15 protein-coding genes and 1 pseudogene are annotated in these 13,604 nt (G+C 75.1%); 4 read left to right on the top strand and 12 right to left on the bottom strand.

Annotated elements, in window-relative coordinates; all coding sequences use genetic code 11:
• The 4 genes from menD to ACXJKA_RS17750 all read right to left on the bottom strand — a co-directional run.
• On the bottom strand, nt 1-1,176 hold a 1,176-nt coding region (gene menD, locus ACXJKA_RS17765), incomplete at its 3' end, for a 2-succinyl-5-enolpyruvyl-6-hydroxy-3-cyclohexene-1-carboxylic-acid synthase (RefSeq protein ID WP_456826520.1).
• A complete protein-coding gene (locus tag ACXJKA_RS17760) occupies nt 1,173-2,132 on the bottom strand; it encodes an o-succinylbenzoate synthase (protein WP_456826519.1) in 960 nt (319 codons plus the stop codon). The genes menD and ACXJKA_RS17760, both read right to left, overlap by 4 nt.
• 20 nt (nt 2,133-2,152) lie before the next feature.
• The gene (locus ACXJKA_RS17755; RefSeq protein WP_456826518.1) at nt 2,153-2,707 is read right to left on the bottom strand and encodes a TetR/AcrR family transcriptional regulator; all 555 of its coding nucleotides are present in this window, start codon (nt 2,705-2,707) and stop codon (nt 2,153-2,155) included.
• Nucleotides 2,704-3,030 carry a DMT family transporter gene (locus tag ACXJKA_RS17750; RefSeq protein WP_456826517.1) on the bottom strand — a complete coding sequence of 109 codons (327 nt, stop codon included), beginning with the start codon at nt 3,028-3,030 and terminating at the stop codon, nt 2,704-2,706. The genes ACXJKA_RS17755 and ACXJKA_RS17750 overlap by 4 nt, the downstream gene beginning before the upstream one ends.
• A gap of 106 nt (nt 3,031-3,136) precedes the next feature.
• Here ACXJKA_RS17750 and ACXJKA_RS17745 point away from each other — a divergent pair, with 106 nt between their 5' ends.
• Nucleotides 3,137-4,105 (top strand): 1,4-dihydroxy-2-naphthoyl-CoA synthase, encoded by a 969-nt coding sequence (locus ACXJKA_RS17745; RefSeq protein ID WP_456826516.1) that lies wholly within the window; start codon nt 3,137-3,139, stop codon nt 4,103-4,105.
• Between the two features lie 4 nt (nt 4,106-4,109).
• On the opposite strand, the gene ACXJKA_RS17740 is transcribed toward ACXJKA_RS17745, so the two are convergent.
• The 3 genes from ACXJKA_RS17740 to ACXJKA_RS17730 all read right to left on the bottom strand — a co-directional run bounded on the left by ACXJKA_RS17740 (nt 4,110) and on the right by ACXJKA_RS17730 (nt 6,669).
• Nucleotides 4,110-4,268 (bottom strand): hypothetical protein, encoded by a 159-nt coding sequence (locus tag ACXJKA_RS17740; protein ID WP_456826515.1) that lies wholly within the window; start codon nt 4,266-4,268, stop codon nt 4,110-4,112.
• A gap of 120 nt (nt 4,269-4,388) precedes the next feature.
• A complete protein-coding gene (locus ACXJKA_RS17735; RefSeq protein ID WP_456826514.1) occupies nt 4,389-5,471 on the bottom strand; it encodes a DUF3048 domain-containing protein in 1,083 nt (360 codons plus the stop codon).
• A gap of 100 nt (nt 5,472-5,571) precedes the next feature.
• On the bottom strand, nt 5,572-6,669 hold the full coding sequence (locus ACXJKA_RS17730) for a DUF3048 domain-containing protein (RefSeq protein ID WP_456826513.1): 1,098 nt from the start codon (nt 6,667-6,669) through the stop codon (nt 5,572-5,574).
• 94 nt (nt 6,670-6,763) lie between these two features.
• On the opposite strand from ACXJKA_RS17730, the gene menE reads away from it, so the two are divergent.
• Nucleotides 6,764-7,912 (top strand): o-succinylbenzoate--CoA ligase, encoded by a 1,149-nt coding sequence (gene menE / locus ACXJKA_RS17725; protein WP_456826512.1) that lies wholly within the window; start codon nt 6,764-6,766, stop codon nt 7,910-7,912.
• Nucleotides 7,909-8,781 (top strand): 1,4-dihydroxy-2-naphthoate polyprenyltransferase, encoded by an 873-nt coding sequence (locus tag ACXJKA_RS17720; RefSeq protein ID WP_456826511.1) that lies wholly within the window; start codon nt 7,909-7,911, stop codon nt 8,779-8,781. Before menE ends, ACXJKA_RS17720 begins: the two co-directional genes overlap by 4 nt.
• A 99-nt stretch (nt 8,782-8,880) precedes the next feature.
• On the opposite strand, the pseudogene ACXJKA_RS17715 reads toward ACXJKA_RS17720, so the two are convergent.
• Nucleotides 8,881-9,063, bottom strand: a pseudogene (locus ACXJKA_RS17715) (DUF4229 domain-containing protein); the annotation flags it as partial.
• A 51-nt stretch (nt 9,064-9,114) separates the two neighbouring features.
• Here ACXJKA_RS17715 and ACXJKA_RS17710 point away from each other — a divergent pair.
• The gene (locus ACXJKA_RS17710; protein WP_456826510.1) at nt 9,115-9,447 is read left to right on the top strand and encodes a PLDc N-terminal domain-containing protein; all 333 of its coding nucleotides are present in this window, start codon (nt 9,115-9,117) and stop codon (nt 9,445-9,447) included.
• A gap of 19 nt (nt 9,448-9,466) precedes the next feature.
• Here ACXJKA_RS17710 and ccsB read toward each other — a convergent pair whose 3' ends face one another.
• From ccsB to ACXJKA_RS17690, 4 genes are read right to left on the bottom strand one after another with little or no spacing between them, the layout of a single operon-like run.
• The gene (ccsB, locus tag ACXJKA_RS17705) at nt 9,467-10,531 is read right to left on the bottom strand and encodes a c-type cytochrome biogenesis protein CcsB (protein ID WP_456826509.1); all 1,065 of its coding nucleotides are present in this window, start codon (nt 10,529-10,531) and stop codon (nt 9,467-9,469) included.
• Complete coding sequence (gene resB / locus ACXJKA_RS17700) at nt 10,528-12,219, bottom strand: cytochrome c biogenesis protein ResB (protein ID WP_456826508.1); 1,692 nt, start codon at nt 12,217-12,219, stop codon at nt 10,528-10,530. Before resB ends, ccsB begins: the two co-directional genes overlap by 4 nt.
• A gap of 1 nt (nt 12,220) precedes the next feature.
• A complete protein-coding gene (locus ACXJKA_RS17695) occupies nt 12,221-13,024 on the bottom strand; it encodes a cytochrome c biogenesis CcdA family protein (protein WP_456826507.1) in 804 nt (267 codons plus the stop codon).
• Complete coding sequence (locus ACXJKA_RS17690) at nt 13,024-13,590, bottom strand: TlpA family protein disulfide reductase (RefSeq protein WP_456826506.1); 567 nt, start codon at nt 13,588-13,590, stop codon at nt 13,024-13,026. Before ACXJKA_RS17690 ends, ACXJKA_RS17695 begins: the two co-directional genes overlap by 1 nt.
• Between the last annotated feature and the right edge of the window lie 14 nt (nt 13,591-13,604).

Here is a 13,604-nt window from a genome sequence, read left to right as displayed (position 1 = left end):
GGCGTCGAGCCCGTCGAGCACGCCGTCGATCGCCGCACCGGCCGCCGCGTCCGCGGCMCGCCACGCGTCGAGCCACCCCGCGGGGGCGGGCATCCGGCCCTGGCGCATCCGCGCCGGGGCCTCGAGGAGCACGTCGCCGGCGTTGCGGGCGGCGTCCGGCCAGTCGGCGCCGCGCGGCGCGACCACGACGACCTCGACGTCCTCGCGCGCGAGCAGGCGCTGCACGGGCCGCGACAGGGTCGGGCGGCCCAGCACGACCGCGCGCCGGACGGCACCGCCGAGGCCGGGGTGCGCGAGCAGCAGCCGATAGGCGGAGATCGCGTGGGAGCCACCGCGCGCGCCCGACGACGGTTCGGCCAGCAGGGGCCAGCCGTTCGCCTCCGCGAGGCGGCGCGCGCCGGGACCGGCACCGTCCCCCGCGACCAGTACGGTCGGCACCCCGCCGCGGCGGGCGGGTGCGGCGCCGGGTTCCCCGACGACGGGGACGGCACCGGTGGCGGGCCGGGCCTGGACGTGAGTGAGCCCCGCGGTCGACGGCGCCGGCCACGGCTCGTCGCCGGGCACCAGCGGCTCGCGGAAGGCGAGGTCGAGGTGCACCGGCCCCGGGTCCGCCGTCCGCGCCCCCGTCGCCGCGGCGACGGCGCGGGAGACCACGCGACGCAGGCTGCGCGCCTCGTCGGGAAGGCCGACGGGAGCGGGCACGTCGACCGCGAGCCGCACCGCGCTCCCGAAGATGCCCACCTGGTCGGTGGTCTGGTTCGCGCCGGTGCCCCGCAGCTCGTGCGGGCGGTCGGCCGTGAGCAGCAGCAACGGCAGGCCGCTGTGGTGGGCCTCGAGGACGGCGGGGTGCAGGTTGGCCACGGCCGTGCCGGAGGTCGTGACGACGGCCACGGGACGGGCAGGGTCACCCGAGGCCTTCACCAGGCCGAGCGCCAGGAACGCCGCCGACCGCTCGTCGACCCGCACGTGGAGCCGCAGCGCGGGGGCGCCGGACGGCCGCYCCCCCTCTGGGCGCACCGCGTCCGCGAGCGCGTAGGCCAAAGGGGCGCTGCGGGACCCGGGCGCGAGCACGACGTCCTCGACCCCCAGTGCCGCGAGCGCCTGGACGATCACGCGCGCCGCCGCCGTCGCCGGGTCGGGCGCGAGGGGGGGCGACGTCGTCACGCTCGACATCATGCCTGAGCGCCGACCGCCGCGATGCGCGCCCGCCAGCGCGCCACGAGGTCGTCCGGCCCCGCGGCGGCCGCGAGGAGGGCCGAGTCGGGCTCCGGGCGGCGGACCTCCAGGGCGCCGTCGACCGGCAGGAACGGGGCGGTCACCAGGTCGGCCGTGAACAGCTGGGCGGTGGCCAGTCCGCAGGCGTAGGGCAGCTCCGGCAGCGCCGCGGCGAGCGCGATCCCCGCGGCCAGCCCGACGGACGACTCGAGCGCCGACGACACGACAACCGGCAGCCCGATCCGCTCGGCCAGCTCCAGGCAGGCGCGCACGCCCCCGAGCGGCTGGACCTTGAGCACCACGACGTCGGCCGCGCCCGCCCGCGCGACGGCGAGCGGGTCCTCGGCGCGCCGGATGGACTCGTCGGCCGCGATCGGCACGGGCGTGCGCCGGCGCAGTGCCGCGAGGTCGTCCACACCCGGCACGGGCTGCTCCGCGTACTCCAGCCCCCCGGCCGCCCGGTCGAGCGCGACCAGCCGGGTCACGGCGGTGTCGACGTCCCAGGCGGCGTTGGCGTCGACCCGGATGGCCCCGTCGGGACCGAGCGCGTCGCGGACGGCCTCCAGGCGGGCGATCTCGTCGGCGAGCGACTGGCCCGGCTCGGCCACCTTGACCTTCGCGGTGCGGCACCCGCCGGACGCGCGCACGATCCGGTGGGCGGTCGCGGCGTCGACCGCGGGGACGGTGACGTTGACGGGGATCCGGGTGCGCACGGCGGGCGGCCAGCCCTCGTCGGCCGCCTCGCGCGCCGCACGCCACCAGGCGGCGGACTCCGCGGMGTCGTAGTCCCAGAACGGGCTGAACTCGCCCCATCCGGCGTCCCCGCGCACGAGCACGCCGTCGCGGACGGTGAGGCCGCGGAACCGGGTGCGCAGCGGGAGCGACCAGACGTGCAGGTCAGCGGGGGTTCTCGGCACGTCGCCAGCCTACGTCGGGCTCACGCGCCCCATGCCGCGACGAGGAGCGCGACGGCGGTGGGCCGCACCGGCCGACCCTCGGTCAGCGCGGTGACGACGGCGCCGTCGACCAGCGCGATGGTGACGGCGGCGGTCGTCGGCGCCCCCACCCGGGCGACCAGCTCCCCCACGACGTCGTCGACCACCGACCGGCCCGCCGCGAAGGCGGTCGCGAGCGTCGCGTGCCGGCCCGCGGCGAGCAGGTGCTCGTAGTGGCTGCGCACCTCGGCGTCGACGCCGGGCGGCAGGACCGCGCCGACGAGGGTCCGGGCCGCGACCTCGCGGTCGTCGAGCGGGCCCTCGGGGGCGGCGGCGAAGACCGCCCGGGCGTGGTCCGCCCACGCGTCGGCCAGCGCGCCGCCCGCGGCCGCCGCGAGCTCGTCGAGCGAGCCGAAGTAGTAGGTCGTGGCGGACACCGACGCACCCGCCTCGTGCGCGACCCGCCGGTGGGTGAGGGCGCCGGGCCCCTCGCGCAGCATGAGGGTTGCCGCCGCCCGCGCGAGGTCGTCGCGCCGCCGCGCCCCCTTGCTCGTCATGCATGACCTCCGCCGGACAGGTTCAGGCCGACGACCCCGGCGACGATGAGCACGAGCGACACGATCTTCAGCACCGACACCGTCTCGTGGAACAGGACGATGGCGAGGACCGCGGTGAGGGCGGCACCGATGCCCACCCAGACGCCGTAGGCGACGCCGACCGGGAGCGACTTGAGCGCCCAGCTCAGACCGCCCAGGGACCCGACGGCGAAGACGACGAACGCGATGCTCGGTCCAAGCTTGCTGAACCCGTCGGACGCCTTGAGGCTCAGCGCCCAGCCGGCCTCGAGCATGCCGGACAGGATGAGGACGATCCAGGCCATGGTCGTGCACCACTCTCTGCGTGCGCGCCGGGTGGCAGTCCCCGCCGTCCCGCGCACGTTCTGGTACAAGCGTACCAGAATGCCCCTGCGCGACTAGGCTGCCGCCGTGACTCCTGAGCTCCCGGCCGCCGTCTCCGACACGTTCGACCCGACCCGCTGGCGCACGGTCGACGGGTTCGAGGACCTCACCGACCTCACCTACCACCGGGGGTTCGTGCGGCCGTCCGCCGACCAGCTGGCCGCCGGTGCCGTCGCCCGCGACCTGCCCGTGGTGCGGGTCGCGTTCGACCGGCCGGAGGTCCGCAACGCGTTCCGCCCGCACACCGTCGACGAGCTCTACCGCGTCCTCGACCACGCGCGCACCACGTCGGACGTCGGCACCGTGCTGCTCACGGGCAACGGCCCCAGCCCGAAGGACGGCGTGTGGGCGTTCTGCTCCGGGGGCGACCAGCGCATCCGCGGCCGCTCGGGTTACCAGTACGCCTCCGGCGAGACCGCCGACGACGTCGACACGGCCCGCGCCGGGCGGCTGCACATCCTCGAGGTCCAGAGGCTGATCCGGACCATGCCCAAGGTCGTCGTCGCGCTGGTCAACGGCTGGGCGGCCGGCGGCGGGCACTCCCTGCACGTGGTCGCCGACCTCAGCATCGCCAGCCGCGAGCACGGCCGCTTCATGCAGACCGACGCCAACGTGGGCTCGTTCGACGGCGGCTACGGCTCGGCCCTGCTGGCGCGGCAGGTCGGGCAGAAGCGGGCCCGCGAGATCTTCTTCCTCGCCCGCGAGTACTCGGCCGAGCAGGCGCTGGCCTGGGGCGCGGTCAACGACGTGGTCGACCACGCGCAGATCGAGGAGGCGGGTCTCGAGTACGCCCGGATCATCGCCACCAAGTCGCCGCAGGCGGTCCGCATGCTCAAGTTCGCCTTCAACCTGGCGGACGACGGCCTGGCCGGGCAGCAGGTCTTCGCCGGCGAGGCGACGCGCCTGGCGTACATGACCGACGAGGCGGTCGAGGGGCGCGACGCGTTCCTGCAGCGGCGGGAGCCCGACTGGTCGGGCTTCCCGTACGCGTACTAGCGGGCTATCTACCCGCCAACGCCCAGCCGGCGAAGTCGACGACGGCGCCGAGGACGCCCGCCGCGCCGACCAGCAGCGCGACGAGCACGAGACCGGAGACGACGACCGCGCCGAGCGACCGGGTGTCGTGCTCGGTGGCTTCGTGGTGCGTGAGAGTGGCCATGCCCCGAGCCTCGCCCGGCAGGCACCTGCCCTGCATCGGCCGCAGGGACCTCGCCGATGCCGCCCTGAGGTGGCCAAACCCGTCGCCGACGTCATCCCGTGGGAGGACAACCCGTCGCCGTCAGCCGATCGTCAGGGAACCCGACCCAGCCGGCACGAGCTCGACCCACGTGTTGCCGGGCGCCAGGTCCGCGGGCTTGCCGTCGGCCGTGAACAGGCGCATCGGCGCGTCCTGAGAGTCCTTCTGCCACCGGACCGGCACGGTCTTGCCGCCCGTCGCGACGACGCCGTCGCCGGACCCGACCAGGTTGTACGTGGGCACGGGCGCGCCCCCCTGAGCACCGAACTGGGTGTTCGGGTGGTCCGCCGTGATGGACACGACGTTCACCGCAGAGAGCTGGGCGCCGCTGCGGGCGGTCGCCGGCGAGGCCCCCTCCGAGCGCAGCCACGTGCCGGTGCCGGCGTCCCACGACCACGACGGGCTCGACGCCGCTGACAGCCGGAACGAGAGCGTGCTCGCCGGCGTGCCGGCGACGACGGCCGCCGCACGGTCGGCGCTGCGAGCGATGGTGAACTGCTCGCCGGGAGGCGCCTGGTGGTCCGCGTCGGCGAGGCTCCAGAACGTGGCCGGCGTGCCGTAGACGTTGTGCGGCGCCGCGCGGTCCTTGGTCCGGTACATCCCGGGCGCACCCGCGTCGTGGCTGATCATCTGCACGCCGCTCGCCGCGACGAGGTCGAGGATGCCCGGCTGGCCGCCCGAGAAAGCCAGCAGCCCGTGCATGGGAGCGAGGATCAGGGGGTCCATCGGGCGGACCGAGCGGATGGGCCCGACCTCCGCGGGAACCTGCGAGTGGAAGACCGCCACGAACCGCGACACGTCGAACTCGACGATGGTCTCCCAGACCATGTCCGCCTGGTCCAGACCGGTCTGCGGGCGCGCCACGGCGGTGTTCTCGATCTTCACGGCGAGCGAGGGCCGCGCCACCGGCTCCCCGGCGATGCCTGTGAGCGGCCAGACGACCGGCACGGCGGGCACCGGCGCCGCGCCCTTGTCGGGGGCGATCGTCGGCCCGTGGGTGACCGCGGCGGCGGTCGAGGTCTCCGGTTCCGGCGTGCTGGGGCTGCAGGCGGCGACCGCCAGGGCCAGGCCGGCGAGCAGCGCGGCTGCTGCGCCGCGCACCCCTCGTCGTGTCGTCGTCGTCATCGCGTTCCCCTGTCGCTGTCCGGCACGGACCAGATGTCGCTCTCCGGCACGGACCTAGGCTGCCACGCCGACGCGCACGCGACGGGGAGCCCAGGCCGCGTCAGCCGATCGTGACCGAGCCGGAGTCCTGCGGGACCAGCTCGACCCAGGTGGTGCCCGGCGCCAGCGTCAGCACGCCGCCGTCGGCGGTGGCCAGCGTGAGGACCGCACCCTCGCCCGTCTTGGTCCACGTCCCCGTGACGGTGTGGCCGCCGCTGGAGACCGTGGCGTCACCCGAGCCGTCGAGCACGGTCTCGGGCACCGGGTTGCCGGCGGGGTCCACCGTGCCCGAGTTCACCAGCCGCACCTTGAGCGTGACCACGTTGGTGGCCGCGATCCGGGCTCCCGACCGCACCGTCGCGGGCGTCGCGCCCTCGGCGCGCAGCCACGTGCCCGTGCCCGCATCCCAGGTCCACGTCGGCTTCGCGTAGCCCGAGAGCTTGACGGCGACGGTCCCGGATGCGCCGCCCGAGACGACCGCGCTCGCCTGCTCGGGGTGCTTGGCGATGACGAACTGCGGGGCGGGCGACGCGGAGTGCTCACCGTCGGCCTGGTCCCAGAACGTCTGCGGCGTGCCGTACACGTTGTGCGGCGCCGGCGCGACGCCCTTCTTGCGATAGAACCCCGCGGCACCGGCGTCCATGCTGATGGTCTGGACGCCCGCGTTCTTCAGCGCCTGGACGAAGCCCGCCTGCCCACCGGAGAAGGCGATGAGGCCGTGCATCGGCGCGACGATCGCCGGGTCCATCGGTCGCACCGACCGGATGGGACCGACCTCGGCCGGGACCTGCGACTGGTAGACGGCCACGAAGCGGCTGATGCCGCCCTCGACGACCTCTTCCCACACGACGTCCGCCTGCTCGAGGCCGGTCTGCGGGCGCGCCTCGCCCGAGTTCTCGATCTTCACGGCGAGGGCGGGGCGGGTGGCCACCTCGGACGCCGTGATGCCCGTGAGGGGCCACCGGGGCGCGACGACGGGCGCCGGAGGAGCAGCCTTCGCGGCCTGGATCACCGGCGCCTGGGTCACGGGCGCGGCAGCGGTCGGGTCGGCCGTCGGCGATCCGCTGCAGGCGGCCAGCAGCAGACCGGCGCCGGTGGCCAGAGCGACGAGCGCGACCGGGCGACGCCGGGCGGACGGAGGGGTGAGGACAGACGACACGATGCTCCTAGGGGTGTGAAACCGCGCGACACTCTACGGGTTGTCTGCACGGTCCCCGGCCGGGCGCGCGCCCGGGCGCACCTACGCTGGGGGCGTGACCCGGCCGCTGCGTGACGTCCCCGCGCGGCCCGACCTCCTCCTCCCGGCTCTCGCGGCGGCCCTGGACGGCACCGGCGCGGCCGTCTGCCCGGTGCCGGACGACGCCGCCGGGACCACCTCGTCGGTCGGGGACGACGTCGCTGTGGTGGTGCGGACCTCGGGCTCGACCGGCGAGCCGCGCGCCGTCCTGCTCTCGGCGACGGCCCTGCGCGCGTCGGCGCGGGCGACCCACGAGCGGCTCGCCGGCCCGGGACGCTGGCTGCTCGCGCTGCCCACCCACCACGTCGCCGGCGTTCAGGTGCTCGTCCGCTCGGTCCTCGCGGGGACGACGCCGGTGGTGCTCGAGCCCGGCCCGTTCCGGGCGCCCGCGTTCGTCGCCGCGGCGGCGGCCCTCGCGACCGACGCGCGCCGGTACACCTCGCTGGTGCCGACGCAGCTCGTGCGGCTCCTGGAGGACCCCGACGCGACCACCGCCCTCGCGACGTTCGACGCCGTGCTGCTCGGCGGCGCCGCGGCCGCGCCGGAGCTGCTGGCGCGCGCGCGGGCCGCGGACGTCCGGGTGGTGACCACCTACGGCATGTCCGAGACCTGCGGCGGGTGCGTCTACGACGGGAGCCCGCTCGCCGGGGTGCGGGTCGCGCTCGACGACGACGGCCGGATCCTGCTCGCCGGCCCCGTGCTGGCCGACGGCTACCTCGGGCGCCCCGACCTGGACGCCGACGCGTTCGTGCAGGTGGACGGGGTCCGGCACCTGCGGACCACCGACCTCGGGCAGTGGTCGGACGGCGTGCTCACCGTGCTCGGCCGCGCCGACGACGTGCTCGTCTCCGGGGGCACCAAGGTGGCTCCCGCGCCCGTCGAGCAGATCCTCGCGGAGCTGCCCGGGGTGGGCGAGGTCTGCGTGGTCGGCGTCCCCGACCCGGAGTGGGGACAGGCCGTCGTCGCCGTCGTCGTCCCCCGCGCCGGCGCCCGACCCCCGACCCTCGACGACGCACGCCGCGCCGTCACCGACCGCCTCGGCGCGGCGCACGCGCCCCGCCGCCTGGTGGTCACGGACTCGCTCCCGGTGCGCGGGCCGGGCAAGATCGACCGTCGGGCGACGGCACAGCTCGCCGCCCATTCCCTCGAGAGGACCCCCACGTGACGACTGCCAGCGACTGGGTGCAGGGTGCGCGACCGCGCACGCTGCCCGCGGCGGCTGCCCCCGTGCTCGTCGGCACCGGCGCCGCCGCGCAGCTCGGCGAGGCCAACCTCGGCCGGGCCGCGCTCGCGCTCGGCGTCGCGCTCGCGCTGCAGGTGGGCGTGAACTACGCGAACGACTACTCCGACGGGATCCGCGGCACCGACGTCGACCGCGTCGGCCCGCTCCGCCTCACCGCCTCGGGCACCGCGAGCCCCGGGACCGTCAAGGGCGCCGCGTTCGCGTCGTTCGGCGTCGCGGCCCTGCTCGGCCTCACGCTCGTGCTCCTCACGGGCCAGTGGTGGCTGCTCGCCGTCGGCGCTGCCGCCATCCTGGCGGCGTGGGGCTACACGGGCGGAAGGCGGCCCTACGGCTACCGCGGGCTCGGCGAGGTCGGCGTGTTCGTGTTCTTCGGGCTCGTCGCGGTGCTCGGCACCACCTACACGCAGGCCGACGAGCTCTCGTGGCCGGCCTGGGTCGGAGCCGTGTCCGTCGGCATGCTCGCGTGCGCCCTGCTCATGGCCAACAACCTGCGCGACGTCCCCACCGACGCGCTCGTCGGCAAGCGGACCCTGGCCGTGCGCCTCGGGGAGAACCGGTCCCGCCGCGTGTACGCGGTGCTGGTGATCCTGCCGGTACTGCTCGGGGGCATCGTGTGCGCGTTCGCGTCAGTCTGGACGCTGATCGTGCTGGTGCTGCTCGCGCCCTCGGTCGTGCTGGCGGTCACCGTGCTGCTCGGCGCCCGCGGCCGCGCGCTGGTCCCCGTGCTCGCCGGCACCGGGCTCCTCGAGCTCGCGTTCGGCGTGCTGCTCGGCGTGGGGCTGGCTCTCTAGCCCCCGAGCAGCCTCGTCGGCGGCGTCCTCGAGGTCGGCGTCCTCCTGGGCGCGCTTGCCCAGCACCGCCCGGTCGCCGGCCCGGCGGCGCCGTTCCGCGCGCTCGGCGAGCTGGCGGGCGGCCGCGTCGCGCGGACCGTTCAGCAGCACGTAGGACAGCGCCCACGCGAGGAACGCCGCGACGACCGCCACCAACCACGAGCGCAGGCCGGCCCACCAGAGCAGACCGAGGCAGGCCGCGAAGAGCGCGAGGCGCAGGACCGAATAGACGACGAAAGGCACGGTCAAGGGTAGGCCGCCCCCGCGGCACGGGCCGACGACTACTCTGGTGACGTGAGGAACCTGGCCGTCCTGCTGCTCATCGGGCTGACCGTGTACTGCGTGTTCGACATCCTGCGCAGCAACCACGACGAGCGCCTCGGCGTGCACCCGGCGCTCTGGGTCCTGCTCGTGCTGCTCGTGCCCCTGGTCGGGGTCATCGTGTGGCTCGCCGTCCGGTGGTCGCGGCGCACCGCGTACGCGGGCCAGCCGGGCGGGTCGCCCGGCGCACCGCGTCGCCGACGCACCGCGGGTCCCGACGACGACCCCGACTTCCTCCGCGGGCTGGACGAGGACCGCAGGCGCGCCGACGGCGGCACCAGCAGCGACGGCCCGTCCACGTCCTGACCGGAGGGACCCCGTCGGGTCACATCCCGGAGTACGAGTGCTTCCCGGAGACGACGAGGTTCACGACGGTGAAGTTCATGAGCACGACGGCGTACCCGACGAAGACGAAGTACGCCGCGCGGCGACCGCTCCAGCCCCGCGTCGTGCGTGCGTGCAGGTAGGCGGCGTACGTCACCCAGGCGACGAACGTGCCGACCTCCTTGGGGTCCCAGCCCCAGTACCGGCCCCAGGCGTGCTCGGCCCAGATGGCGCCGCCGATGAGGGTGAAGGTCCACAGGACGAACCCGATGGCGTTGAGCCGGAACGCCATCGCCTCGAGCTCGCGGGAGCTGGGCACCTGCTCGAGCCAGCCGAGCTTCGGCCCGCTGAGCGTCCGGCGCAGGCCGTCGGACCGCCGCGTCGCACCGGCGGGAACCGCGTCGGCGCCGAGCGACTGCCCGCCCACCGTCACCGCGGGGACGTCGGCTCCGGCGAGGCCCTCCTCGCGGTAGCTCTTCAGCACCTGCAGCACCGACGCGGCGAACGCCACGGTGAAGATGCCGGTCGCGGTGATGGCGACGCCGACGTGCAGGATGAGCCAGTAGCTCTGCAGCGCGGGCTGCACCTGGTCGGCCTGGATGTAGAACACGTTGAGGGCGAGCACCAGCGCGAGGACCGCCATGCCCATGACGAGCACGCCGACGAACGCGATGACGCGGCGGCGCTGCACGATGGTGAGGACGAGCACGGCGACGAAGGTGCCGACGATCGTGAACTCGTACATGTTCGCGGTGGGCCAGCGACCGGCGGCGACGCCGCGCAGCACGATGCCCGCGAAGAGCATCACGAGACCGACCATCGTGGTCGACCGGGCGATGCCCTCGGCGCGCGCGGAGCGGCCGGGCGCGCGCTGGTCCTCGGACCCACCGACGGCGGTGGCGGGCCGCCAGGCGCTCGAGCCGGCGGTGGCGAGGGCGTCCTCGGGCACGCGCTTCTGCGCGTGCTCCACGATCCGCGCGAGGTCGACGCTGTAGGCGACGAGCGCGATGGTGAACGCGGTCGCGGCACCCCAGACGAGCAAGGTGCTCAGGTCACCGGTGGTCATGGCGTGCCCTCTCCTGAGGTCTGGCCGCCTGGGGCGGCCGGGGGTCTGTCATCCGACCGCGCGAGCGTCTCCGCCAGCACCCGGTCGAGCTCGGGCTGGAGTCCGACGTCGTCGCCGCGGGCCAGCCCGGCCGCGGTGACCACTGTACGGCGGTCGCCCTCGCCCGCGCCCGGCGCGAACCGGAGCCAGACGCGCCTGCGCGGGGCGAAGAGCGAGGTGGCGAGGCCCGCGAACGCGAGGAGCGCGAAGACGAGGACGAACGGCAGCGCGGGGTCGTGGCGCAGGTCGAGGGCGACGTAGCGGGGCAGGCCGTTGAACGTCAGCGTGCCCAGGCCGTCGGGGAGGTCGACGGTCTCGCCGGGACGCACGTACACCGTGATCGCCTTGCCGTCGGCGTCGACGGCCTGGGTCAGCCGGGCCTCGTCGAGCTGGTAGACGTTCTGCGGCACGCCGGTGTCGAGCCCGAGGTTGCCCTGCCAGACCGACAGGACGAGCAGCGGGTCGTTCGGCTGGGGGTCCACGGAGCGGTAGAGGTCGTCGCCGACCTCCTGCGCGGTCGGCAGCAGGTAGCCGACGATGCCGATCTGCTCCTGGTCGCCGGAGACGTCCGGGACCTTGAGCACGCCGCGCGACGTGTAGACGTTGTCCTGCGGCAGGAACGGCGTCGGTCCGCCGAAGGCGACCTCGCCGGCGGCGTCGTGGACGGTGATGTCGGGGGCGTAGCCGTTGCCCTGCAGGTAGACCTTGGCGCCGCCGGCGTCGAGCGGGTGGTTGACCTTGATGGTCTTCTTCTCCGGCGCCTCGCCCGGGTTGGTCAGGGTGACGTGCGCGGTGAAGTCGCGCGACTGCAGGGTGTCGGGGTCGAAGCGGGACTCGAAGTCGTCGAGCCGCAGGGTGAACGGCACGAGGCTCGTCGGCGAGTACGCGGTGCCCTGCTCGAACGTGTCGTAGTCGACCTGCGCGTTGGCGAAACCCCGGCCCTGCACCACGATCGCCTGCCCGCGGTAGTGCAGCACCTGCCCGGTCGCCACCGAGATGAGCAGCCCGACGAGCGCGAGGTGGAACACCAGGTTGCCGGTCTCGCGCAGGTAGCCGCGCTCCCCCGACACCGACCACGTGCCGCCGCCCTCGTCGCGGGTGTCGACGCGGTAGGTCGGCACGAACGGGAGCCAGCGCCAGCCACCGCGCAGGACGGTCTCGGCGTCCTGGGCGGCGACCTGCGGGTCGGCGGCGACGGACCCTGACCCCTGCGCGGGGAACCGCCCGAACCGACGGGGCGCGCGCGGCGGGCGGCCACGGACCCCGGCGAGGTGCACCTTGGTGCGCGGCAGGATGCAGCCGACCAGGGAGACGAACAGCAGGAGGTAGATCGCGGAGAACCAGACCGACGAGTACACGTTGAAGAACCCGAACCGGTCGAGCCACGGGCCGGCGGTCGGGTGGTCGGTCAGGTAGTCGGCGACCTTGGCGGTGTCCTGCGCGCGCTGCGGCCACACGGTCCCGGGCACGGCGGCGACCGCCAGCAGCATGAGCAACAGCAGCGCCACCCGCATGCTGGTGAGCTGCCGCCAGGCCCAGCGGGACCAGCCGACGAACCCGAGCGTGGGCAGCGTCGGCGGCGTCGAGGCGGGGGCGTCGGTGGGGTCCATGAAGACGTCGGAGAGGCCCTCGGGGCGGTGCACGCTCATGTCACACCACCGGCACGAACGGGTCGCCGCCGACGAGGACACCCTGCAGCCAGGACGACCAGGTGCCCCACACGCCGGTGACCAGCGCGAGGCCGAGGATCACGAGCATCCCGCCGCCGAGGCGCATGATCGCGAGCCGGTGCCGACGCAGGAACCCGAGCATCGTGGTGCTGCTCTCGATGCCGAGGGCGACGAGCAGGAACGGCAGCCCCAGGCCGAGGCAGAACGCGACGGCGAGCAGGGCGCCGCGACCGGCCGAGCCGCCGTCGAGCGAGAGCGTGAGGATCGCGGCGAGCGTGGGGCCGATGCAGGGCACCCACCCCAGCCCGAAGGTGACGCCCAGCAGGGGCGCACCCCACAGGCCGGCCCGCGGCGCCAGGTGCACGCGCTTCTCGTTCTGCAGGAACGGGACGAGACCCAGGAACCCGAGGCCCAGCACGATGACGACGACCCCGAGCACCCGCGAGATCACGTCCTGGTACTCGACGAGCACCCCGCCCAGCGACCCCGCGAGCGCGGCGAGCGCGACGAACACCGCGGTGAAGCCGGCGACGAACAAGGCGACCCCGAGCAGCACCCGGCTGCGCGCGGGGGCGGTCCGGACGAGCGTGGTCCCGGCCGGGGACCCGAGGCGGTCGGCGCTCCCCGTCATGCCGCCCAGGTAGCCGACGTACGCAGGGACCAGCGGCAGCACGCACGGCGACGCGAACGACACGAGCCCGGCGACCACGGCGACCGGGATCGCCAGCAGCAGCGAGCCCGAGGTGACCGCCCGGCCGAAGGCGTCGCCGGCGTCGAGAAGCATCACGAGGTGGGCGCCGGCTCGGCCAGAAGCCCGTCGACCATCGAGCGCAGCGTCGACGGGTCCGCCAGGCCGAGGATGCGGCCGGCCACGTTCCCCGAGCGGTCGAGCACGACCGTCGTCGGCACCGCGTTCACCGGCACCGTGCCCTGCAGGGCCGCGATCGCGGTCCCGTCGGAGTCCGCGAGGCTGGGGTAGGGCACCGAGAACTGGCGCTCGAACGCCTGCGCGGTCCCGGCGTCGTCGGTGCGGTTGATGCCCAGCACCTGCACGTCGTCGGCCGCGTAGTCCGTGGCCAGGGCTGCGAGGTCGGGCGCCTCGGCGCGGCACGGCGGGCAGTTGGCGTACCAGGTGTTGAGCACGACGACGTCGCCCCGCCAGTCGGCGACGTCCTGCGCGGTGCCCTCGAAGTCGGTGCCCGACAGCTCGAGCGGGCCCGTGCGGTCGCCCGCGGCCCAGGTCGTGGTGCTGCCGTCACCGGACTGGTAGCCCTGGTCGGCGACGTCGTCGGGGTTCTCCTGGCCTCCGGGCGCGCAGCCGGCGAGCAGCAGGAGGGCGACGGCGCCCACGACGAGACCGCGTC

The sequence above is a fragment of the Cellulomonas sp. P5_E12 genome, from assembly GCF_054049315.1.
This window is presented reverse-complemented; position numbering and strand designations above follow the sequence as displayed.